This window comes from Absicoccus porci (genome assembly GCF_003725415.1).
Classification (GTDB): Bacteria; Bacillota_I; Bacilli_A; order Erysipelotrichales; family Erysipelotrichaceae; genus Absicoccus; species Absicoccus porci.
The window spans coordinates 628425-652214 of sequence record NZ_RJQC01000001.1; the positions used below are offsets into that span (position 1 = coordinate 628425).

The 23790-nt window shown below is 37.0% G+C and carries 28 protein-coding genes and 1 other annotated feature; of the genes, 19 read left to right on the plus strand and 9 right to left on the minus strand.

Annotated elements, in window-relative coordinates; translation table 11 throughout:
- Position 1 precedes the first annotated feature (1 nt).
- From EDX97_RS03160 to EDX97_RS03170, 3 genes are read right to left on the minus strand one after another with little or no spacing between them, the layout of a single operon-like run.
- The gene (locus EDX97_RS03160; protein ID WP_128519736.1) at positions 2-1195 is read right to left on the minus strand and encodes an ATP-grasp domain-containing protein; all 1194 of its coding nucleotides are present in this window, start codon (positions 1193-1195) and stop codon (positions 2-4) included.
- Between the two features lie 4 nt (positions 1196-1199).
- A complete protein-coding gene (locus EDX97_RS03165) occupies positions 1200-1712 on the minus strand; it encodes an NUDIX hydrolase (RefSeq protein WP_128519737.1) in 513 nt (170 codons plus the stop codon).
- Positions 1713-1717: 5 nt separating this feature from the next.
- Positions 1718-2407, minus strand: a complete 690-nt coding sequence (locus EDX97_RS03170; RefSeq protein WP_128519738.1) for an N-acetylmuramoyl-L-alanine amidase — start codon at positions 2405-2407, stop codon at positions 1718-1720.
- A gap of 76 nt (positions 2408-2483) precedes the next feature.
- On the opposite strand from EDX97_RS03170, the gene EDX97_RS03175 reads away from it, so the two are divergent.
- From EDX97_RS03175 to ribF, 13 genes are all read left to right on the plus strand, one after another.
- Positions 2484-3224, plus strand: coding sequence for a segregation and condensation protein A (locus EDX97_RS03175; protein ID WP_128519739.1), 741 nt, complete (start codon positions 2484-2486; stop codon positions 3222-3224).
- Positions 3217-3759, plus strand: coding sequence for an SMC-Scp complex subunit ScpB (gene scpB, locus EDX97_RS03180; protein WP_128519740.1), 543 nt, complete (start codon positions 3217-3219; stop codon positions 3757-3759). Before EDX97_RS03175 ends, scpB begins: the two co-directional genes overlap by 8 nt.
- A 14-nt stretch (positions 3760-3773) precedes the next feature.
- The gene (locus EDX97_RS03185) at positions 3774-4490 is read left to right on the plus strand and encodes a pseudouridine synthase (protein WP_128519741.1); all 717 of its coding nucleotides are present in this window, start codon (positions 3774-3776) and stop codon (positions 4488-4490) included.
- Positions 4487-5206 carry an RsmE family RNA methyltransferase gene (locus tag EDX97_RS03190; protein WP_128519742.1) on the plus strand — a complete coding sequence of 240 codons (720 nt, stop codon included), beginning with the start codon at positions 4487-4489 and terminating at the stop codon, positions 5204-5206. The genes EDX97_RS03185 and EDX97_RS03190 overlap by 4 nt, the downstream gene beginning before the upstream one ends.
- A complete protein-coding gene (mtaB, locus tag EDX97_RS03195) occupies positions 5206-6483 on the plus strand; it encodes a tRNA (N(6)-L-threonylcarbamoyladenosine(37)-C(2))-methylthiotransferase MtaB (RefSeq protein ID WP_128519743.1) in 1278 nt (425 codons plus the stop codon). Before EDX97_RS03190 ends, mtaB begins: the two co-directional genes overlap by 1 nt.
- 6 nt (positions 6484-6489) lie before the next feature.
- On the plus strand, positions 6490-7989 hold the full coding sequence (locus tag EDX97_RS03200; RefSeq protein WP_128519744.1) for a UDP-N-acetylmuramoyl-L-alanyl-D-glutamate--2,6-diaminopimelate ligase: 1500 nt from the start codon (positions 6490-6492) through the stop codon (positions 7987-7989).
- Positions 7990-8065: 76 nt separating this feature from the next.
- Positions 8066-8248, plus strand: coding sequence for a 30S ribosomal protein S21 (rpsU, locus tag EDX97_RS03205; RefSeq protein WP_128519745.1), 183 nt, complete (start codon positions 8066-8068; stop codon positions 8246-8248).
- A gap of 40 nt (positions 8249-8288) precedes the next feature.
- Entirely contained in the window at positions 8289-9236 is a 948-nt protein-coding gene (locus tag EDX97_RS03210; RefSeq protein WP_128519746.1) for a PhoH family protein, read from the plus strand.
- 49 nt (positions 9237-9285) lie between these two features.
- Positions 9286-10011: a YebC/PmpR family DNA-binding transcriptional regulator gene (locus EDX97_RS03215; protein ID WP_128519747.1), complete on the plus strand. Its 726-nt coding sequence runs from the start codon at positions 9286-9288 to the stop codon at positions 10009-10011.
- Positions 10007-10200: a binding site (T-box leader), on the plus strand. (Overlaps the previous gene by 5 nt.)
- Positions 10201-10235: 35 nt before the next feature.
- Entirely contained in the window at positions 10236-11513 is a 1278-nt protein-coding gene (gene hisS, locus EDX97_RS03220; RefSeq protein ID WP_128519748.1) for a histidine--tRNA ligase, read from the plus strand.
- 1 nt (position 11514) lies between these two features.
- Positions 11515-13257: an aspartate--tRNA ligase gene (gene aspS, locus EDX97_RS03225; RefSeq protein WP_128519749.1), complete on the plus strand. Its 1743-nt coding sequence runs from the start codon at positions 11515-11517 to the stop codon at positions 13255-13257.
- 270 nt (positions 13258-13527) lie between these two features.
- A complete protein-coding gene (gene truB / locus EDX97_RS03230; protein WP_128519750.1) occupies positions 13528-14355 on the plus strand; it encodes a tRNA pseudouridine(55) synthase TruB in 828 nt (275 codons plus the stop codon).
- Positions 14356-15327 (plus strand): riboflavin biosynthesis protein RibF, encoded by a 972-nt coding sequence (ribF, locus tag EDX97_RS03235; protein WP_128519751.1) that lies wholly within the window; start codon positions 14356-14358, stop codon positions 15325-15327.
- A gap of 219 nt (positions 15328-15546) precedes the next feature.
- On the opposite strand, the gene EDX97_RS03240 is transcribed toward ribF, so the two are convergent.
- From EDX97_RS03240 to EDX97_RS12200, 6 genes are all read right to left on the minus strand, one after another.
- Complete coding sequence (locus EDX97_RS03240; protein ID WP_128519752.1) at positions 15547-16842, minus strand: IS4 family transposase; 1296 nt, start codon at positions 16840-16842, stop codon at positions 15547-15549.
- A gap of 280 nt (positions 16843-17122) precedes the next feature.
- A complete protein-coding gene (locus EDX97_RS11995) occupies positions 17123-17614 on the minus strand; it encodes an HAD-IC family P-type ATPase (protein ID WP_245977983.1) in 492 nt (163 codons plus the stop codon).
- Positions 17608-17832, minus strand: a complete 225-nt coding sequence (locus EDX97_RS12000; protein ID WP_245977984.1) for a hypothetical protein — start codon at positions 17830-17832, stop codon at positions 17608-17610. Before EDX97_RS12000 ends, EDX97_RS11995 begins: the two co-directional genes overlap by 7 nt.
- Positions 17833-17925: 93 nt before the next feature.
- The gene (locus EDX97_RS12005; protein WP_245977985.1) at positions 17926-18156 is read right to left on the minus strand and encodes an HAD family hydrolase; all 231 of its coding nucleotides are present in this window, start codon (positions 18154-18156) and stop codon (positions 17926-17928) included.
- Positions 18157-18205: 49 nt separating this feature from the next.
- Positions 18206-19213 (minus strand): P-type ATPase actuator domain-containing protein, encoded by a 1008-nt coding sequence (locus EDX97_RS12010; RefSeq protein ID WP_245977986.1) that lies wholly within the window; start codon positions 19211-19213, stop codon positions 18206-18208.
- Between the two features lie 90 nt (positions 19214-19303).
- A complete protein-coding gene (locus tag EDX97_RS12200) occupies positions 19304-19585 on the minus strand; it encodes a DUF6110 family protein (protein ID WP_221175883.1) in 282 nt (93 codons plus the stop codon).
- A 111-nt stretch (positions 19586-19696) separates the two neighbouring features.
- Here EDX97_RS12200 and EDX97_RS03255 point away from each other — a divergent pair, with 111 nt between their 5' ends.
- Genes EDX97_RS03255 through EDX97_RS03280 form a run of 6 tightly spaced genes read left to right on the plus strand, consistent with a single transcriptional unit; the run spans position 19697 to position 23787 of the window.
- Positions 19697-20026, plus strand: coding sequence for an Asp23/Gls24 family envelope stress response protein (locus EDX97_RS03255; protein ID WP_128519753.1), 330 nt, complete (start codon positions 19697-19699; stop codon positions 20024-20026).
- Between the two features lie 41 nt (positions 20027-20067).
- The gene (locus EDX97_RS03260; protein WP_128519754.1) at positions 20068-20967 is read left to right on the plus strand and encodes a 5'-nucleotidase; all 900 of its coding nucleotides are present in this window, start codon (positions 20068-20070) and stop codon (positions 20965-20967) included.
- Positions 20964-21341, plus strand: coding sequence for a transcription antitermination factor NusB (gene nusB / locus EDX97_RS03265; protein ID WP_128519755.1), 378 nt, complete (start codon positions 20964-20966; stop codon positions 21339-21341). The genes EDX97_RS03260 and nusB overlap by 4 nt, the downstream gene beginning before the upstream one ends.
- Entirely contained in the window at positions 21338-22765 is a 1428-nt protein-coding gene (gene xseA / locus EDX97_RS03270) for an exodeoxyribonuclease VII large subunit (protein WP_128519756.1), read from the plus strand. Before nusB ends, xseA begins: the two co-directional genes overlap by 4 nt.
- The gene (xseB, locus tag EDX97_RS03275; protein WP_128519757.1) at positions 22737-22946 is read left to right on the plus strand and encodes an exodeoxyribonuclease VII small subunit; all 210 of its coding nucleotides are present in this window, start codon (positions 22737-22739) and stop codon (positions 22944-22946) included. Before xseA ends, xseB begins: the two co-directional genes overlap by 29 nt.
- Positions 22939-23787 carry a polyprenyl synthetase family protein gene (locus EDX97_RS03280; RefSeq protein WP_128519758.1) on the plus strand — a complete coding sequence of 283 codons (849 nt, stop codon included), beginning with the start codon at positions 22939-22941 and terminating at the stop codon, positions 23785-23787. Before xseB ends, EDX97_RS03280 begins: the two co-directional genes overlap by 8 nt.
- The last annotated feature ends 3 nt before the right edge of the window (positions 23788-23790 follow it).

The window sequence follows — 23790 nt, forward strand, 5'->3', positions numbered from 1 at the left end:
ATCAACTCTCCTTTGTTTCTAATGCTTTCTGAAAGAATTCTGCACGGGATTTAGCATCGGAAAAACGAGCAATGATGGCTTCATCGCCCATAGCCGAAGCAAAAGCTGGCGACAAATAAACCGTTTGGATCCATTCTTCAGGGAATAGCTCCTTAATTTCATTGGCCGTATATTTATAATGGATACTGTTTCGACGTCCCGCAAAACCAGCGGAGAAACGTTTTAGTTTCGAATAAGAAGCTTGTTGTGTCAACAACACTTCTGCCCATAAATCATAAACATCTAAATTACCAGCATAGTTCATTAAGTCTGGCGAAAATCCTCCAGGTGGACGGAAATTCAATTCAAGGCCAATGATATCGCCTTTTTTGCCAAGTCCTTCTTGGTCTTTTCGCAATCGAAAATACTCTCCATGGAAGAAGCGATTCTTGATGCCAAATGCATGTACGACTTTTTGGGCAATTTCTTGCTCTTTTTGGCCAATCTTAAATTCTGTATAACAACCAATACTTAAATGATAAACGACACTGTCCATGACATTGCCTACATATTGTAAGGAATTTAAATAACGGATCGTTCCATTGGCATCGGCAATACCATCTAAGGTGAAAATATCACCATCAACAAATTCTTCGATGATCATTTGGTATTGCTTGGTCATCGCGTAGATTTTTTTCAATTCATGAATCCCATCAATCTGATAGGTAAAACTAGCACCCACACCATGATCGGGCTTTAATACAACGGGATAACCGACTTCATCGACAAAATCGATAGCATCTTGTAACGAATGCACCAAGGCATAACGAGCAGTTTTCAATCCGGCTTTTGCATAATATTTTTTCATAGCAGCTTTGGATTGATATTCAGTGATCGTTTTGAAATCAAATCCAGTTGTTACATGGAAATCATCACGCAAGCGTGCATCCAACTGCATCCACGCTTCATTATTGGATTCGATCCAATCGATTTTTCCATATTTAAAGGTAAAATAACCACAAGCTTTCAAAATTGCTTCATAATCATAAAAATTATCGACTACATAACATTCATCCACATTGGCTTTTAGATCATTGGATAAACTATCATACGGTTGATCGACGATGGCAAGAACAGTAGCGCCATATTTTTTTAATCCTCGACAAAACATCCAATAATGTTCTGGATAATTGGGACTGATAAACACAAAATTCATAAAACTACCTTCTTTCCAAAAGCGCATGTTGTATCGCTAAGATGGTTTTGGCATCGATAATTTTACCATCTTTGATCCATTGTTGCGCTGTATCTAAATCGATCCACAAAGTTTCAATATCTTCATCTGGATCACAGTCTAATTTTACTTTAGCGATTGATGGATCAATGGCTTCATAGATCCAAATTTTCTCATCACAAAATCCAGGTGTCGACACCATAGAAACAATCAGTTTCAAGTCCTTAGCAGTAAAACCCGTTTCTTCATTAAGTTCACGCATGCCGGCTTCATAAGGATCTTCGCCATATTCCAATTTACCAGCTGGAATCTCAATGGTCTTTTGATTGATGGCAGGACGCATTTGTTGCACCAGTAAAAGCTTGTTTTCATGGATCAATAGAATACCTACACCACCAGGATGATGAATGATATCGCGTTGCACTTGCATACCATTGACCTTCACTTGTTTTTGAGTCAAGGTAAAAATGGCACCTTTATATATTTCTTTTTCTTCCATATGTATCACGAATCCTTTTCTTGGGAGATATGTAAGACAAAACCTCGAGCAATGGCAGTGGCAATCTTATCTTGTGTTGCTTCATTCGTTAAAGCGGATACATCTTCGGTATTGCTTGTATAACCAACTTCCAATAAAATAGCGGGCATGTTGGTATTAGTCAAAATGGGAAAGTTCTCATAATGATCGGAGTCCAATCCTTGATAATCGGTGTAATTGACACTTTCTAATTCTTCCGCAATATCTGAACCTAAATTAATAAGATTTGTATTTTGTTGAGTCATGATCGAAAACCCTTTTTGTAAGGTATCGGTATCATTGGTCGTTGTGATCGATAATAAATAATCGGCCTTATCATTACGAGCCAGGGAAAGTCGTTCATCATTGGATAATGTCGTTGCATCTTGACGTGTATAGACAACTTGAAAACCAGAATCTTCCAATTTTTTACCAATTGCTTCCGCCATGGCTAAATTAATATCTTGATCCGAACCACTTTGCTGAGCAGCATCTACACAAATCGTAATGTCTTTGACATCGGCTTTTAATTCAATAGTATCATTGGTTGCTGGTGTCCCATTGGTTGTGTTCGTAGGAACGCGCTGATCTCCTTGTGAGAGATTTCCGCGTATGTTTGGTTGGACGATCAAAGCAAGAAAAACCGCGAATATCAGATAAATCAATGTTTTTTTCATGTTCTCATTCTATCACACATTTTGTATTGTAATATATTTTTAACCCAAAATTTGTTATACTCATTGAGGTGATAAAATGAAGTTTCATGTATCGATTGAACAATTCGATGGTCCATTGGATTTAATGCTCCATTTGGTCAAAGAAAACAAATTGGATTTATTTGATTTAGATATGGATGTATTGGCTAGTCAATACATCGATTTTATTCATGAGATGCAGACACTGCATTTAGAAGTAGCCAGTGAATATTTAGAAGAATTAGCTTCTTTGATCGAATACAAATCCCGTAAATTATTACCACGTGAGAAAGTAGAAGTCGAAGAAGAATATGAAGAAGATCATCGTGAACAATTGGTGCAACGTCTATTAGAATATCAACAATATAAAGAAGTTAGCCAAACATTAAAATTAGATTATGATCAACGTCAACAACATTTTACCCGTCCGGCTTCTTCATTGATTGAACAATGGCAAAAGAAAGTCGAACAAGGACCATTAAAAGATCAGTCGGTCTATGAATTGATGAAAGCGATGAATCGTGTTATAAAACGACATATGATCTTGGAACCTTATGAAACCAAGGTGACCATCAAAGAACTATCCGTAGAAGAACGAGTGGAACAAATCCAACAACGCATGACAACCTTGTCCGATCCGGTTTCTTTTGAAATTTTGTGTCAAGATTGTACAAATTTACATATGATCGTCGTTACTTTTCTAGCCATCCTAGACTTGATTCATCAACGATGGCTTGTTTATCTTCAGAAAGGAAAGAATGATGAAATCTGGGTCATGAAAGGAAATATGGATGAATAATCAAAAAGCATTAATTGAAGGATTGATCTTTTTGGCGGGCGAAGATGGTTTAACTATTACCCAAATACAACATGCCCTTTCGCAAGAAGACATCACTTCTATATATAAAGATATTAAAACCTTAAAAAAAGAATATGCACAAACAGATCGGGGCATTGAATTGGTTGAATATGCGAATCGATTTAAATTCGTCACCAAAGAATTTGTGTATCCTTATGCAGAGACATTGTTTCAACAAGAAAAACCAGTTCATTTATCACAAGCTGCACTTGAAACTTTAGCAATCATTGCGTATCGACAACCCATCACTCGAGTGGAAATTGAAGATATTCGTGGAGTAGGTTGTGAAGTGATGTTAAAGAAGCTGCAAGCACGAGGTTTGATTGAAGCAAAAGATCATTTGGATACCGTAGGGAAGCCATTATTGTATACGGTGACCGATGCTTTTTTAGATGCCTTTCAGTTAGAAACCTTAGACGAATTGCCAGAATTACCAGAACATCAACAAGATGATGATTTGTTTCATGAAGAATAGATAGGAGGACATCAATGGAACGACTACAAAAACGAATGGCGCAAGCTGGTCTTTGTTCAAGAAGAACAGCTGAAAAATGGATCTTAGAAGGACGTGTCAAAGTCAATGGTGTGGTTTGTACCACATTAGGTACACAAGTTTCTGGTGATGATGTAGTGGAAGTCGATGGTCATCCTATTGAACGAGAAGAATATGCCTACTATGTATTCTATAAACCCAAAGGATGTATCTGTTCGGTTCACGATGAAAAAAATCGAAAAACAGTCATGGACTATATGCCCAAAGATCGTAGAATTTATCCCGTTGGACGCTTGGATTATGATACAAGCGGTGTGTTGTTGATGACTAATGACGGACAATTTACCAATGAGATGACACATCCTCGGTATCATCTTCCCAAAAAATATATTGTGAATCTCCAAGGCATACTAGATAAAGAAGACATTCGCAAGATCCGTAAAGGATTTTCCATTTATCAACCAGCTAAAGTACATATGTTGGAAACAGATATCACACGCGATCGATGTCGATTTGAATTAACGATTTTTGAAGGCAAAAATCATGAAGTGAAAAATATGATGGAAGAATTAGGACATCATGTACAACGTTTGCATCGTGCAGCCTTTGGAGAAATTGAATTGGGTGATCTTCATCCGGGTGAATATCGAATCTTAAAGCCATATGAAGTCAAACAATTAAAACTTTTAGCCCAACAAGGAGAGAATCTATGAAACAAATATTTGTAGATCAAAACTTGGAACTCCATCAACACATTATTTTAGATGAAAGCCAAGCCCATCATCTATTTGATGTATTGCGCATCGAAAAGAAAGAAACTGTTCGCGTTATCGGATCCAATGCTTCTTTTTTAGCTCATCCAGAAAAAAGACCATATTTATATTTGTTTAATCAGATTACGACAGAACAAGTCATGCATCACACAACGCTTTGTGTGGCCTTGATCAAACAAGATAAATTTGAATGGATGTTGCAAAAAGCTTGTGAATTGGGCGTAACTCGTATTGTTCCTTTCGTATCTCGTAATTGTGTGGTTCGTTTAGATCCACAACGGGAACAAAAAAAATTGGAACGCTGGTCCAAGATCATCTTAAATGCATGTCAACAATGCAATCGGAATGATTTAGTCGAAATTACTCCCATACAAAAAATTGAAACTTTAAAAGATTTTCAAAACGAGATGAATTTGGTTGCTTATGAAAAAACGAGTACTAGTGAACATTTGGCAAAGTATTTACATGCCAATCCAAAATCAATCACTGTTTGTATTGGACCAGAAGGTGGATTTGAAGATTTTGAAATTGATCATTTATTAGATGATCATTTTATGCCATGTTCATTAGGAAATAATATTCTTCGTGCGGAAACAGCGGCTTGTTACGTATTATCCGCCATTGAATACCAGCACCATGTAAAGGAGGAAGATTGATGCGATTTAGTATCACGACACTCGGATGCAAAGTCAATGCCTATGAGTCACAATATTATGCCCAAGAATTAGAAAAATTGGGTTATGAAGAAGTATCGGATCATGAACAAGCCGATATTTGTATCATCAATACTTGTACGGTAACCAATACAGCCGCGCATAAATCTCGTCAAAAGATTCATCAGGCAAAACGTTTGAATCCAAATGCCTATTGCGTAGTCGTTGGTTGTTATGCGCAATTTGCGAAAGAAGAAGAACGCGATCACTTAGGTGCTGATTTGATCATTGGTGCAAACCATAAAAATCAATTGGTGCCTTTAATTCAAGAAATGGTCAATCAACATACACATAAAGATACGGTATCGGATATTGTACAGTTCAATGATTTTGAAGCGATGCCCATTCATTATTTTGAATCCAAACATCGTGCTTTTTTGAAAGTGGAAGATGGCTGTAATCAATTTTGTTCTTATTGTGCCATTCCCTTTGCACGAGGCAGGGAACGATCTCTACAATATGATCAAGTCATTCGTATTGCGAAATCATTGGTCGAACAAGGTCATTCGGAAATTGTATTGACAGGCATACATACGGGACGATACCACGATGGTGATAAAACATTGGCCGATTTATTAGCGGGATTGCTGGAAAATACACCGGAACATGTGTATTATCGGATTTCCAGTATTGAAATAACCGAAGTCGATGATGCACTAATCCATTTGATGAAAACCAATCCACGCATTTGTCATCATTTACATATTCCCATTCAATCGGCTTGTGACAAAACCCTTGAACGAATGAATCGTCCATATACAGTGGCGCAATATAAGGAACGATTGGAATACATTCGTTCACAAATTCCTGACATATCTGTCTCTACGGATGTGATTTGTGGTTTTGTACAAGAAAGCGAAGAAGAATTTCAAACGACGATTGAAAATCTCAAAGATTTGCAATTTTCCTTTTTACATGTTTTTCCATACTCAAAACGAGATGGAACCAAAGCCTCTTTTATGAAAGGGGAAGTGAACGGAAAAATTGCCAAACAACGGGTTTCCGCGTTATTATCTATGTCGAAAGAGTTGAGAAAAAAGGATATGGAACGATTCCAACCCGTTCAAGTTTTGATTGAAACCCATAATGGTAATACTTATACGGGTTATACCAATCACTATCATCCCATCACGATAGAAAGTGAAACACCTCTTTCAGGACGAATTACCGTACCTTGGGATACAATCACTGAAAATGGATATTATGCAAGAAAGGTCTGAGTTTTTATGCGATTAAGCAAGTTATTTAAAAATGCACCTACCACGAATGTGACTGGTTTGTGTTTTGATTCACGGAAAGTCCAACCGGGAAATGTATATTTTTGTTTGCCAGGCATGACCCACGATGGTCATGAATTTATCAAGCAAGCCGTGGAAAAAGGGGCTATTTGTATTGTACATTCCAAAGAATTGAAGCCAGAAGAAATGCCAGTGGGTGCTATTTATATTCGTGTAGCCGACACAGTGGATGCGATGAATCAAGCCGCTCGTATTTTTTATTCCAAACCGAGCGATAAAATGTTGATGTATGGTATTACAGGAACCAATGGTAAAAGTACTATTGCGAATGTGATTCGCAATATTCGAAATAAAAAAGAACCAACTGGCTATATTGGTACGATTGCGATCGAATATGGCAATGTTCGTCTGCAACCGGACTTAACGACACCCGATGCTTTGTTTCTACAGGAAAAATTATCGGAAATGGTTCGACATGGCATGAAAGCTTGTGCTTTGGAAGTTTCCAGCCATGGTTTAGCACAACGTCGTGTGGATGGTATCAATTTTGACGTTGCTATTTTTACAAATTTGACCTATGATCATTTGGATTATCATGGAACGATGAAAAGTTACTTTGAAGCGAAATCCTTGTTGTTTTCCGAACGTGTCAAACCAACCGGTAAATCCATTTTAAACATTGATGATGCTTGTTTTGAAAAATTACAACGAATTTCACAGGCACCCGTAATCACATATGGTATTGAACACGAATGTGACTATCGTGCTATCAATGTACAAATTTTGCCGAAACAATCAAAATTTGATTTAGTATATCAAGGCAAAACGTATCCGGTTGTTACAAATTTAGTGGCTACGTATAATGTCTATAACTTATTAGCTGCAATAGCCGCTTTACATGAAACCGATATGGATCTGGATGTGATCTTGGAAGCTTGTAAGAACTTGCCACAAGTCGATGGACGTTTAGAACAAATTGATATGGGACAACCATTCCATGTGATCGTGGATTTTGCGCATACCCCCGATGGTATGAAAAAAATGTTCCAGTTTGGTCGTCAGATTGCTCAAACGCATAAATTGATCAGTGTATTTGGTTCTGCCGGAAAGCGTGATGTCGCAAAACGGAAAGTATTTGGTGAATTAGCGGATCAATATTGTGATTACATCATTTTAACAGAAGATGATCCGCGTGATGAAGATCCAGCCGTGATTGCGGATCAAATCGAAGAAGGCATTGAAAGCAGTAATCATGTCTTTATCGAAGATCGTTATGAAGCCATTCGTCAGGCTATCGAAAGTGCCAATCCTGGAGATTGTGTATTGTTGCTTGGAAAAGGTGATGAGCCATATATCTATCGTGAAAATGGACGTGCACCTTATAAAGGTGACAATGTGATTGCCAAAGAATGTATATCTAAATACTGTCGTCATATCAATGAAGCCGTTGATGATGTCAATGAAGACGAAAGCTTCATCGAAGAATAAAAGAAAGAGTTGCTTTTTTGAATATAGTCATATATAATCTTAATGCAAAATGAACTCGGGAAGGGAGGTTTGTGGCATGCCTAAAGTTATCGTTAAGGAAAACGAGCAATTGGATGACGCTTTAAGAAGATTTAAACGTCAGGTTTCTCGTAACGGAACCCTTGCTGAGGCACGTAAGAGAGAATTTTACGTTAAACCAGGTGTGAAGAGAAAGTTAAAATCTGAAGCAGCACGCAAGGCTCGTAGAGGTAAGAAATAAATCTGCATTTTTATGCAGATTTTTTTATGAGGTGATAAATATGTACACAATGGATTTATCGGAACATTCTATCGATGATTTACAACGTTTTGTGGGTCAAAATGATGAAAATCTTCATATTATTGAAAAAGCGTATGATGTTTCTTTTTTCTTGCGTGCATCCACTTTAAAATGGGAAGAAGATGCCAATACACAAGAAATTCAAGATGTTGTGAATGCTTGTTTTGATTGTATTGATGTGCAAAAAAAATTGGAATCACAAGATGTGCATTATTTGATTTCATTGGCCAAACATCATCAATTGTCCCATTTTCATCCAAGCCAGCGAAAAGCAATTGGACAAACCAAAACAGGGAAGATCATCTATCCCAAAACTTTGGGACAAGCGCGGTTTTGTAATGCGTTGTATCATAACGATATTATTTTTGCGACGGGTGTGGCCGGTACGGGAAAAACATATTTGGCCGTTGTTTATGCTGTCAGTCAATTAAAAAGAGAGAAAATCAAACGCATCATCTTAACAAGACCTGCCGTAGAGGCTGGTGAATCCTTGGGCTTTTTACCAGGTGATATGAAAGAAAAAGTGGATCCGTATTTGCGACCTTTATATGATGCTTTATATGAAATGCTTGGACAAGAAACCGTTGAACGTTATTTAGAGAAACAAATCATCGAAATTGCGCCTCTGGCATTTATGCGTGGTCGTACCTTGAATGATGCCGTGGTTATTTTGGATGAAGCACAAAATACGACGCAATCACAAATGAAGATGTTTTTAACACGAATGGGGCAGCATTCACAATTGATCATCAATGGGGATGTGTCACAAATTGATTTGATCAAAAAGTCAGATTCTGGTTTGCGACAAGCTTGCCAGATTTTAAAGGGAATTTCTGGTATTGCGATCGTGCAATTGTCAAAATATGATGTTGTACGGCATCCATTGGTACAAAAAATCATCGAACGTTATGAAGAGATTGAAAAATAATAAGGGAATTGCTATAATAGACAAGAAATTTGGAAGGTGAAATATAAGTATGGGAAGACACTTTGAGGTGCGTGCAGCCGCTATGCAAAAAACGGCAAACGCCAAAGCAAAAGTATATTCAAGATATTCAAAAGAGATTTTGGTTGCTGCAAAGAATGGTGATCCAGATCCAGACATGAATCAATCATTAAAAAAGGCTATTGAAAGAGCAAAAGCCAATGATGTACCGAGAGATGTCATCAAGCGAGCTATTGATAAAGCAAAATCCAGTGCGGATGAAAGCTACAATGCGAAACGCTATGAAGGATTTGGAAATGCTGGTTCAACGATCATTATTGATTGCTTAACCGATAATGACAATCGTACGATTGCTAGTTTACGAGCTGCTTTCAACAAGGCACATGCTAAATTAGGTGTAGCCAATTCTGTATCTTTTGGTTATCAACATTTAGGTGTCATTGTCATCAAATATGAAGATGAAGATGCCATGATGGAAGCTCTACTAGATGCTGGCATTGAGCTACAAGATATTGAAGTCGAAGACGGTTATATGACAGTGACTGTCGATCCAACACAGTTGGACGATGCGAAAGTTGTTATCGACAAGTTGATTCCAGATGTGAAGTATGAAGTGTTTGAAGATCGCATGGTTGCAGATGATACTGTTCGTCTAGAAGGTACAGATAAAGAATTATTCAAACGTTTACTTACTTTACTAGATGATGTGGATGATGTACAAAATGTATATCATAATGTTGAAAATATTAACGAATAATCCGTTGAAGAAAAGAAGGTCAATGATATCAAAATAGAGAGCAGTCGGGTGGTGCAAGACTGGATGATTCTTGACTGGGACACTTTGGAGGAATCAAGTGCAAAGCTTGATCGTTGGTCGCGTTAAGACTAGAGCGTTCAAGTGATAACTTGAAAAATAAGGTGGTACCGCGTGATAAACGTCCTTATATAGGGCGTTTTTTTATTTATTTGAAGGAGGAAATCATGAGTTATCAAATTCCAAGAGGATGCCAAGATATATTTGGTGACCGTTCTTACCAGTGGCAAGCATTGGAAAATATCTTACGTCATATTTGTGAACTATACAATTATGATGAAATTCGTACACCCATTTTTGAACATACCAATGTTTTTAAACGAGAAAACGATTCCAGCGATATGGTCAATAAAGAAATGTATACATTTACTTTGCCAAATTCAAAAACATCATTGACCATTCGTCCAGAAGGAACGGCTGGTGTAGTTCGTAGCTTTGTTGAAAACAAAATGTATGCCAATCCAGACCTACCAGTAAAAATGTATTATATGGGACCTATGGCACGGCATGAACGTCCCCAAAAAGGACGTCTTCGTATTTTTAATCAATTTGGTGTTGAAGCATTAGGTGAAAAATCACCGTATGTAGATGTTGAAACGATTGCTCTTGCCTATACGATTTTAAGTACGGTAGGATTAAAGGACATTAAAGTATGTATCAATACCTTAGGTGATGATGCATCTCGAGCTGCGTATCGCAGTGCGTTAAAAGCATATTTTAAACCACATTACGACGAACTTTGTTCTGATTGTAAACGTCGCTATGAACAAAATCCATTGCGTATCTTAGATTGCAAGGTCGATCATGACCAACCATTCATGCAACAAGCACCAAGCATGAAAGACTATTTGAATAAAGAAAGTAAAGCCTATTTCCAAACGGTATTGGATTTATTGGATACATTGGAAATTCCTTATGAGATCGATGATAAACTGGTACGTGGTTTGGATTATTATACCCATACCGTATTTGAAATTGTTTCGATGAATAAAGAAATGGGTGCACAATCTACCGTTTTAGCAGGTGGACGATATGATGGTTTGATTTCTTATTTTGGTGGTCCAAAAGAAATGAGCGGCATTGGCTGGGCGTTAGGTGAAGAGCGATTATTGATTGCCCTTGAAGCCGAAAATGGACCATTGGCACAAAAACCAGGATTGGATGCCTATGTGATGTGCTTAGACGAAAGTGCACGTACTTATGCATTTGAAATATTGACCCAACTTAGAGCGTATGGCTATCGTTGTGAAATGGATATGCAAGGTCGTTCGTTTAAATCACAATTTAAAGCGGTTGATCGAATGAAAGCTAAGACGGCTATCTTAATTGGTGAAACCGAAAAAGCAGCTAATCAAGTGGCGGTAAAGAACTTAGAAACACGAAAACAAGAAAGCATTGATCGAGAGGATTTGATCAATTATTTAGATTCATTGATGGAGGATTAACATGTTACGTACGATAGAAAATGGTAAATTACGATTGGAACATGTCGGACAATCGGTTGAACTGGTTGGTTGGGTAGCTAAAAAAAGAAACTTTGGACAATTGGTTTTTATTGATCTACGTGATCGAACAGGTATATGTCAATTGGTTTTTGATGAAAGCTTTTCCGAAAAAACTAAGTCGATCCGTAACGAATATGTCTTACATGTAAAAGGAAGCGTTCATCAAAGAAAAGATGCGAATCCAGATTTAGCAACTGGTGAAGTCGAAGTTTTGGTTACGGAATTAGAAATCATCAATAGTGCAAAAACAACACCATTGATCATTGCAGATGAAACCGATGCACTCGAAGATACGCGAATGCAATATCGGTATCTGGATCTACGTCGTCCAATCATGCAAAAGCGTTTAATGATGCGTCATGCCATTACGCGCAGCATGCGTGATTATTTGGATCATCAAGATTTCATTGAGATCGAAACACCTATGTTAGGTAAAAGTACACCAGAAGGTGCACGTGATTATCTGGTTCCTTCCAGAGTCCATCCTGGACAATTTTATGCCTTGCCACAATCTCCACAGTTGTATAAACAATTGTTGATGATTTCCGGTTTTGAACGCTATTATCAGTTTGCCCGTTGCTTCCGTGATGAAGACTTACGAGCTGATCGTCAAACGGATTTTACCCAGGTTGATATTGAAACTTCGTTCTTAAGTGAAGTCGAGATTCAAACGATGATGGAAGAAATGATGGTCAAATTGATGAAAGAAGTGAAGGGAATTGATATTCAAGCCCCATTCCCACGTTTAACGTATGAACAAGCGATGAATCGTTTTGGTTCCGATAAACCAGATAATCGATTTGGCATGGAACTACAAGACATCACAGATATCTTCACAAATTCATCTTTTAAGGTATTCCAAAATGTAATAGAATCCAAAGGTTCGATCAAGGCCATTGTTGTGCCTGATTTTGCACAAGGATTGTCTCGTAAGAAACAAGATGCCTATACAAATTATGCGAAGAAAAATGGCGCCAAAGGATTGGTTATCTTAAAAGCGGATGAAAAAGATCTGACAGGTTCTGCTCGTAAATTCTTATCCGATGAAGAAGTTCAAAACTTATTTGAACGCTTGGAATTGAAAGCCAATGATGCTGTATTTATTGTCAGCGATACATGGTTGAAGACTTGCACGGCGTTAGGTGCTTTACGAAATCAGATTGGTTCCCAATTGGGTCTGAAGAAAAAGAATGAATTCTCCTTCTTATGGGTCATTGATTTCCCAATGTTTGAATGGAGCGAAGAAGAACAAAGATATCAAGCTTGTCATCATCCGTTCACACAACCCAAAGCAGAAGATATTCCTTTGTTGGATACAGATCTATCCAAAGTCAAAGCAAATGCGTATGACATTATCTTAAATGGTTATGAATTAGGTGGTGGAAGTTTACGTATCCATGATAACCAGTTACAGAAAAAGATTTTTGAGATCTTGGGTTTAAGCGATGAAGAAATTCGTAATAAATTTGGCTTCTTCATTGATGCTTTCCAATATGGTACACCGCCACATGGTGGCTTAGCATTTGGTTTGGATCGTATCGCGATGATCTTAAGTGAAAGTGATTCCATTCGTGATGTAATTGCTTTTCCTAAGAATGCGTCTGCATCGGATCCAATGTCTAAAGCCCCATCGAATGTTGATCCAAAACAACTGGAAGAATTACATATCGAAATCACAAAATAGACCGGAAACGGTCTTTTTTGTATGAAATTTGGTCTAGACAGTTTTTTTTAAATATGCTTACTTGCATTTGATGTTAGGGTTGATATATTATGAAGATAACCTAAGGATGTATAACATTTTTCCTACACTTAGAGATACGGGAGATCGGACGTTGTCTTTCTGTGTTGAATACCTTTTCATTGATCAGGGATCCTAATGACTGACACAGATCACCCACCTGGATATACCGGGAAAGATCTCTCGTCCTTAGGGTTTTTTTTGGTTACAACTATGGATGGTATTTTAATTATTAATAAACCCAAAGGCATGACGAGTCATGATGTCATCAGTCGATTACGAAAACTCTATCATCAAAAGAAATTTGGTCATACGGGTACTTTAGATCCAGATGCTACTGGTGTTTTAGTTGTGCTTTGTGGGAAAGCTTGTAAAATCAATCAATTTCTAGCAGATACAGATAAAAAATATATTGCGAAGATTCAATTGGGGTATTCTACTACTACCGATGATATTCATGGCGATGTTTTAGATCGAAAACCTATTGATGAAAATTTTGATTTTGATTCGGTCATTTCTTCCTTTCAAGGACCTTGTCATCAACGTGTGCCAATGACATCGAATAAAAAAGTCAATGGTATGAAACTATTGGACTATCAAAGAAAAGGGTTACCCGTACCAGAAGTTTATCAAGATGTAATGATTTATGCGATCAAACCTCTAGAGGATCTTTCCTTTGAAATAGCTTGTTCTTCGGGAACCTATGTGCGAAGCATATGTCGTGATTTTGGTCCATTGACAAACAATTTAAGTTGCATGGCTTCTTTGGTTCGTACGCAAGTTGGTCGTTTTACTTTATCGCAAGCCCAGGATCTCGATAATCTAGCCAATGGAGAAAAGCCGGTTTTATATTCGATACGATCGGTCTTGGATCATTTACCTATGATTGCCTATCCGGATATCCATGCGATTTATCAAGGAAAAACCATTCATTTAGATACCGATTATGATCGTGTTTGTATCGTGGAAAATAAGGAACCCATTGCGATTTATGATCGAATCGAAGAAGATATTTTTCATTCCAAAAGGGGGCTATGGTAAATGCAAGTCATTCAAATTGATGTCAATCAAATACCAGAATTAGAAGAAACAGCGGCTTGTATCGGTTTTTTTGATGGCATGCATAAGGGACATCAAGAATTATTAAAAAGAACAAAGAAAACGGCGAAACGAAAACAAATACAGAGTGCAATCATTACATTTGAACCCGATCCATGGGCTGTCTTTTATCCCCAAAAAGAACTGCATCATTTATTCACATTAGCTGATAAAGTGCATTTTGCCGAGTATATGAAATTTGATTTTGTTTATGTGATTCACTTTACCAAAGAATTAGCAAGTCTGGACATTAATCAATTTCATGAAATGTTGTATCAAATGCATATTCATTCTTTAATTTGTGGCTTTGATTTTCGCTATGCAGCCAAGAATACAGGAAATGTTCAAACATTACGAGAACAATCATATTTTGATGTGATCGTGGTGGATAGTATCAATGATCGTTCTATCAAGATTTCCAGTTCTCGTATTGAACCATTGATCCTGCAAGGGCAGGTCTTAAAAGCCAATCGATTATGCGGATTTGCCTATTCCATTGAAGGGATTGTCTGTCACGGATTTAAACGAGGATCGACGATATTAGGAATCCCAACGGCTAATTTAGATGTGAACAATGAATATGTCGTACCTGTTGTTGGTGTATATGCTGGTATGGTTTCCGTCGGTGATCAAATGTATGGTGCCATGATCAATATTGGCAATAATCCAACGTTTGAAAATAAAATTCAAACCATTGAAGCCAATCTATTTAATTTTAATGATGATATTTATGACCAAACCGTACGTTTTTATTTTTTAGATAAAATTCGGGACGAAAAGAAATTTTCCAGTGCGAAGGAATTAAAAACACAGTTGCTTAATGACATCGAGCGATCAAAAAAACGTTTGATTGCTTTAGAAAAACTATGTAATAAAACATGTGATGTCTGGCAAAAACAATATTTTCAATTTTAGAAAAAGACGAAGGTTAGATGCCAATGTCATTAAGTTAAGCTAACGGGATAGTGGCAGTGATAAATTCTTATTAAGTTAAGCCTGGATACAATTCTATATCCAGGTCTTTACTTACGTTACAGTTAAAAATGTGGTATTTAAGGCATGACGAAAAGGCAAATTTTTGCACTTCAAAAAAATTTGCCTGTGACTCATATATGAAATATAATCAGTGTAGCGCTATGATGCTTTTGTATTAAATGGTATAGCCGATTTAGGTTTCATATTGCGCTGATATTTTCTATCTGGTCTTACCGGGGCCAGATATTTTTTTATTCTTTTTATCATTTCTTTTGTACAGATTATTTTTCTTAACCAAAGCCTCATATTTGTTACGGCAGTAGATAAATTCACTTTGTAATGATGTTTCCTTTTGTCAGATTGTTCTACTTCGATTCTCTCAGTAATGATATTTGTTAAACAATGTAATAGAATTGCTGCATAGATTTCCTGTTGTATGAAATTACGTTTTTTTGAATGAAATGACATCATTCCGATGATGTATTTCAACATTTTAAACGCAGTTTCTATATTCCATCTCATGTGATACATCTTCTTTAGTTCATTTAAATCGAATTCATCTCTCGTTAAATTTGTTACCAGACATTCATAGGTTTCCTTTGTAATCTTAAAACGAACTACTCTTAGATTCAATTCATAAAACCCATCATCATCAAAATAATCAAAATCCGATTCTTTTTTCATAATGGTAAATTTATCTTTATTATTCTTCGTTTCATTTGTTTGTTTACGAGTCAGTATTTTAGTAACATCTAAATCAAATTCTTCATGTGGCAAATTCAGATTTGAAAGAATTGAACCAAATACATTTATATCTTTAATACGAAATACAAATTTCTGATTATTTTCTATACAACATGCCATTAGATTGTATTTTTCATAACCTCTATCAGCCGTAATAATCGAGTTTACAGGATAATCATGTCTCATAATCATTTTCATTAAAGCAGCACATTCTCTAGTCTTAGTAGCTGTATCAATACTTGTATCCCAGAAAACATGATTAATACAGTCATATAATCCGTTGATATGAAGCTGACTGAATGGTTTATTATTGCCGTTCTGTCTTTTAGTATCTTCATCCTTTTCATCATAGGCAATATTTACATCCGAACCATCGCAAGCTAGAACATGGTATCCTTTCCAAGTCTTGTAGTCATCAAATGCATTCACAAACAGATGCATAATTCTTTGGAAAGCACTGATATCAAGCTTGTCTCTTTGCTGGCAAAGAGCCGAAGCAGTAGGCAAAGAATCCAAGTCTGTAAAATATTCACACAACTCGGAGTTTAGACTTTTAGACTGCATCTGAACAATAAAGTGTATCAGAGTTTCAGCAGGCAGTTTTCTCTTACGAGTAAAATCACTAACAGGGTCATTGCAGTAACAAGCGATGTTGCTGCAAACCATTTTAATAGAACGATTAAAAACATTTAAAATCTTATCTGGAATCATAGGTAAAAATCCTCCTCTATAATTCCTTCGGATTATGTTTAAAATTCCGCTTTTTGGCTTGTCAAGTGTTTTTTACACTTCTTGCACAAAAAAANTGGAATCATAGGTAAAAATCCTCCTCTATAATTCCTTCGGATTATGTTTAAAATTCCGCTTTTTGGCTTGTCAAGTGTTTTTTACACTTCTTGCACAAAAAAAAGAGCCCTACCTATTTATAGGTAAGACTCATAAATTTAAGAATTGTCTTAACTTAATGACATTGGTTAGATGCCTTCGTCTTTTAAGATAGTAATAATGATGGTTGTTGTTCTTTAGCCGTTAAGCCTGTCATACAATTTAAGGAAATACCAATGATTGATGCATTATGGAGTAGGGCAGTCATAGATGGCTGTAGGATTCCAAACATACCTAGATTGATCAATCCAGAATTAAATCCCATGATGAAATCATATGTGTGCTTATTTCGCTGGTTGAGCGCATTGCATAATTGACGTAATGTCACAAGTGCTTGTAAATCATTTTCGGCAATGGTAATATCTGCGACTTCACGTGCAATAGGCGCTCCTGAGGTAATCGCGATACCAACATCGGCTACAGAAAGTGCCGGAGTATCATTGATGCCGTTACCAACCATGATAACTGTATGACCCAATGCATGTTCTTGTTCGATAAATGCAGCTTTATCTTCTGGTAATACTTCTGAACAATAATCATCCAGTCCTAAACGAGAAGCAACGGCTTTGGCTGTTCGATCACTATCACCCGTCAACATGACAATTTTTTAAATCCAACATCATGTAATTGGTGAATGACTTGTTTGGCTTCTTCTTTAATTGGATCTTCGATTAAGATTACAGCCGCTAATTGTCCACCAATCGATAAATACAAGTGGGAATATTCATCTGGCAAGTTATCGAATTTTTCTTGTTCACCTTCAGGTATGGTGATACCTTCATCTTCAAAGATGAAATGATAACTGCCAATTCGCAATAAGACGCCATTGATATCACTCGCAATGCCATGTGCGACAATGTATTTGACTTCGGAATGTTCTTCTTCATGACGAAGATGCAGTTCATCCGATCATTTGACTACCGCATTGGCAATGGAGTGTGGATAGTGTTCTTCCAAACAAGCTGCCAAACGCAACATTTCGATAGGCTCATGATCTCCAAAAGCAATCACATCTTTTACTTTTGGTTCGGCTTTGGTCAAAATACCGGTCTTATCAAAAACAATGGTTTTCGCTTGCGTATAATCTTCCATCACTTTGCCGCCTTTTACGGTAATTCCTTCTAGACTTGCATCATGCATGGCGCTTAAGAAGGATATTGGCATCGAAAGTTTCAATGCACAACAGAAATCAACCATCATGATCGAGTAAGCACGGGTCACATTTCGTGTGAACAGATAGGTCAGAGCTGTTGCCGCAAATGTTACCGGAAATAAGTGATCTGCAAGATTGGATATTCGTGTTCCGGTATTTGATTTTAATTTTTCTGAATCTTCGATCATACTGACCGGAACCGGAAACTTTGGTTACTTGGATGACCAATTGACCTTCATCCATCACTGTTCCTGCAAAGACTGGCGCTCCTTCGGATTTATGAACCGATAGTGGTTCACCCGTAATGGAAGATTGGTTGACCATCGCATCACCACTTACAACAAGACCATCCAACGGAATCATGTTGCCAGTACGTACGATAATTTGATCATTCAGTTTAATTTCCATGATAGGTACTAATGTATTGGTATCTTTTTCTTTACGCCATACTTTATCAATGTGCAAAGACATCGCATTGGCCAGATCGTCCACCGATTTACGATGGGTCCACTCTTCCATGATGTCGCCAACACCTAATAGGAACATCACACTGCCAGCTGTATCAAAATCTTGACGAATCAGAGCAAAGGTAACGCTTGTCTCATCCAATACATGCACATCTAGTTTACCTTTGGACAACGATTTCAAGCCATGTAGAACAAATGGAACGGCTTTGATCAAACGGATGGAACTTCGAATTGGAACTGGTAAAAACCATCGAATAATGATCCTTGCGGCGATGTGATCAAACATTTTATCTTCATAATATCGTTGAATCTCTCGTCCTGTATGTTCGGCTACTTTGGGCTTACAAGTTTTATAGTCAAAAGAAGATAGACAATCAATAATTCTTTGACGTGTATCTGTTTTTCCATCATAAAGGATCGTGGCATCGGCGGTTCGATCGTATACTTTTACACGATTTACACCTGCTAATTCTTTGATCCAGTATTCTACTTGATCTGCTTCAGGCAGTGTCATATAACATTGATGTAAATGAATACGTAAGCGACCTAAGGATTCATGTTTTATTGTACAATCCAAAATATTTCTCCTTTCTAAAAAAGATGCGTTTAAGCCGCATCTTCTTGTGCCAATAGAGCTTTCGCATCGGCAATTTCTTTTTCACGTGCTTCAAATAGCACGTTTTTGATTGATATCATTCGCATCCGCATTGACATCTTCACAGTTTTCTTTTAGGGTGGTCAATGTCTTTTTTACACTGTCACCACCATGCTTTACAGCAGCTGTTACATGGGTATAAACATTTTTTGCATCTTTTGATGAAAGAATCGATACACCAGCTGAACCTAAGAGAAAACCATAGCTAATTAAGCGTGCTGTTTTCCATGGACTTATTTTATATATCTCCTTTAATAGTATATGTTCTATATAACTGTGATAGACATGGCTAATTTAAATGTCAAAATTTATTTGTTTATCGAAATGATGTGAAAATATGGGATAAGTATTTCTTTATTGCCTGTGGGAAGTTTGTTATAATAAAGAAGAAATGAAGGTGAAATTATGGCCCAAGAATATATAACATTAGAACCACAAAATGAATATGGAACGGTTCAATTAAATAAATCCGTGTTTTCAAGTATCGCTCTGAATGTGATTGAAGAGAATGACCAAGTGCAATTGGTTGAAGGCAATCGTCCTTTGAAGGGTGGTATCCAAACAGTGATTGACCACAATACATTAAAATTAACAATTCCTGTGAAAATGAATTATAAAGCGCATGTGACCGATACATGTGCTGAACTTCAAAACAAGATCTTTGAAAGTATTTCTTATATGACGGATTTCAAACCAGAATCAATTGAGATCCAGGTGGTTGGTTTTATTTTTTAGGAAATCTTTTGTGATTTCCTTTTTTTAAAAGGAGTAGATCTATGAGTGTATCTTTCCATGATTATTTAGTCATTGGAATTTCATCCCGTGCTTTATTTGATTTAGAAGAAGCCAATGAAATCTTTGAAACACAAGGACTGGATGCATATCGGGAATATCAGTTTGCACATGAAGAAGATATTTTAAAACCCGGTTCGGGCTTTCCATTAATCAAGAAATTCTTGGATATTAATGCCAAGATGAATAAAAAACTGGTAGAAGTCATCGTGATGTCTCGTAATTCAGCAGAAACATCATTACGAATCATCAATTCTTTGGAACACTATGATCTTGATATTGGTCGTATGGTCATGAGTGGTGGGGAAAATATTTCGCGTTATTTAAAAGCATTTGATGTCGATTTATTTTTATCCGCCAATGCCAAAGATGTAGAACTAGCTATTGAAGATGGGTATCCAGCTGGATTGATTTATCCACATGCGAAATATGATTTGCCATCCGATCAAATTCGTATTGCTTTTGATGCAGATGCAGTATTATTTTCGGATCAATCCGAACAGATTTATAAAGCCAAGGGATTGGATGCATTTGTAGCCAATGAAATCAAAAATCAAGATACGGCCATGGAACAAGGGCCGATGGCACATTTCTTATTTCGTCTGGCCCAACTTCAAAAAGCTTGTGCCAATACGCATTATTTACGTACTGCCATCGTAACAGCACGGGATAAAAATGCGGGTATTCGTGTCATCAAGACCTTACGTCAATGGCATATTATCGTAGATGAGATCTTTTTTCTACAAGGAGCTAAAAAAGCAGATATATTGGCAAGCTTTGGTGCGGATATCTTTTTTGATGATCAAGATATTCATGCTGGACCAGCCAGTGAAGTAGTTCCGAGTGCCCGTGTATTACCAACCAACAATAAGGAGAAAACATGAAACGACATGAACAGAGAGAAATCGCACTAAATAGTTTATATCAACATTTATTGCTGAATAAAGACATACGAAAATGTGTATATGAAGCCATGCATGGTACCAATGAAATTGATGGGTATCTATATAGCATCACCGTCGATACGGTGGCTCATGAATACAATTATATTCAAACAATTAATCATTTATTACGTAAAGATTGGACATTCAACCGGTTAAGTGTTTTGGAACAAGCTATTTTATTGATGGCTTGTCAAGAAATTTTAGTTAATCAAACACCTAAAGCGGTTGTTATTGATGAAGCCGTTGGACTGGCCAAAAAATATTGTGATGATGATTCTTATAAATTGATCAATGGGGTATTGGATCGACTATGACAGATGAAATGGTTGTGAGTGTATCCCATGTTCTTTTACGTATCAAAACAACCTTAGAACAACAATTGAATCTTCATGATGTCTGGATCAGTGGTGAAGTTTCCAATTTGACCAAACATCGATCCGGTCACTATTATTTTTCTTTAAAAGATGAACGTGGCGCTATGAGCTGTGTGATGTTTGCGAGCTATGTCAAACATTTGCGTTTTGATTTAGAAGAAGGCATGAAAGTTTTAGTCAAGGCCAGCGCCAATGTGTATCCTCAAAGAGGCTCTTTACAATTATATGTTACGTCAATGCGACCCGATGGTTTAGGCGCTCTTTTCCTGGAATTAGAACAACGAAAAAAACGTCTTGAAGCACAAGGCTATTTTGATCCTACACATAAAAAAACCAAACCGGATGTGATTGAACACATTGCGATCATTACGGCCAAAGAAGGAGCGGCCATTCAAGATGTGATCACGACTGTACGGAAGCGTTGGCCGATGTTGAAGATGACTTTATATCCAGCCCTTGTACAAGGTCAAAAAGCAGCTGAAACCATAGTGGCTCGATTAAAACAAGCTGATGCCAAAGGGTATGATGCAATCTTGGTTGTACGTGGTGGAGGTTCTTTTGAAGATTTATTTTGTTTCAATGATGAAGAACTTGTAAAAACAATATATCACTGTCAGACGTATATTGTTTCTGGTGTCGGTCATGAAGTGGATACGACATTATGTGATCTTGTTGCTGATCATCGAAGTGTAACACCAACGGCAGCCGCGCAATGGGTCACACCCGATCAAAAAGAAGTATTGGCTCGTTTGGAGCAAATGCAGGCTACACTAAATTTTCAGATGCATCAACACCTCCAAAGTGCTAAGAAGCAATTGTACACCTATCAATCCAATCGATATCTTTCCGATCCGAACACATGGATCATTGATAAACGATTACGATTGGATAATTTAGAACAAGCTCTGTCTCAAACAAAAGAGAAGATTACTGGCTTTGACAGTGATATCCATCACTATCAACAATCTTTGCAACAAGCTATGGGTGCAAAAATAAGAAAAGAAACGCAATTGTGTACCACTTATTTTCAACAATTGATGCAAGCTGGAAAGATATATACGCAAAAGCAGACACAAGATTTAAATCATGCCAAAGAGCGTACGCAAGATGCTTTAAAACATTATATAGAAAATCAACAAAAACACTTAATCAAAAATGTTTCTTTGCTCGATGCCTATTCTCCTTTAAAGGTCATAGAGCGTGGCTATTCCATCACGATGGAAGATGGACAAGTGATCCATTCCATCCATCAAGTACAAAATGGAAAAGTCATTCAAACGCAAGTAAAGGATGGTACCATTCTTTCCATGGTTACCGAATGTCAGGAGGAATCTCATGCCAACAAAAAAACTGAAATTTCATGAAGCGATGAATCGTTTAGATGAAATTGTTACGGAATTAAATCGTGATGATCTTGAATTAGAAAAAGCGATGGATTTATTTACAGAAGGAACGAAATTAGCTGCTCAATGTGAGACGCAATTGAAAGAATTTGAACAGAAAGTAGAACAATTATCCAATCAAAAGGAGACTACCAATGATTGATCTTGATGCATTTGAATCCTATCTTCAAACCAAAGTCAAAGAAGGACAAGAAGGTCGTGTAAAATCGGCCATGGCCTATTCCTTAGTCAATGGTGGAAAGCGCATGCGTCCGCAATTGCTTTTTGCGACTTTGCAACTATATGGTTTTGATCCAACCATTGGTTTTCCTTGTGCCAGTGCAATTGAAATGATTCATACCTATTCATTGATTCATGATGACTTGCCAGCTATGGATGATGATGATATGCGACGAGGACAGCCAAGCTGCCATGTTCAATTTGATGAAGCTACTGCTATTTTAGCTGGTGATGGTTTATTGACACGAGCATTTGATGTTGTCTTAGAGACAAATGTCGATGCAGAAAAAAAAGTCGGTCTTGTTTCTGCATTAAGTAAATATTCAGGTGTCGATGGCATGATTTATGGACAAGAATTGGATCTTAAAGCAGAATCAGCAAAAAATCTAACGTTAGATGATGTATTTTCTATTGATACGTATAAAACCGCAAAACTTTTAACTTTACCATTTGTCTGTGCTGCCATCATTGCAGGTAAAGAAGAGGATATTCCTACTTGGCAAAAAATTGGTTATGCACTAGGTATTCAATTTCAGATTCAAGATGATATTTTGGATCAAACCCAATCCAGTCAGGCTTTAGGAAAATCAACAAGTGATAATGAAAATCATAAACAAACATTTGTTTCCTTGATGGGATTAGAAGCAGCAAAAAAGAAGGTTCTTTCTTATCAAACGGAAATTGAAACCATGCTTTCTAGCTTTGAAGGAGATTTATCTTACTTACAAACATTGATTGATTTTATGACCAAACGTACATATTGAAAT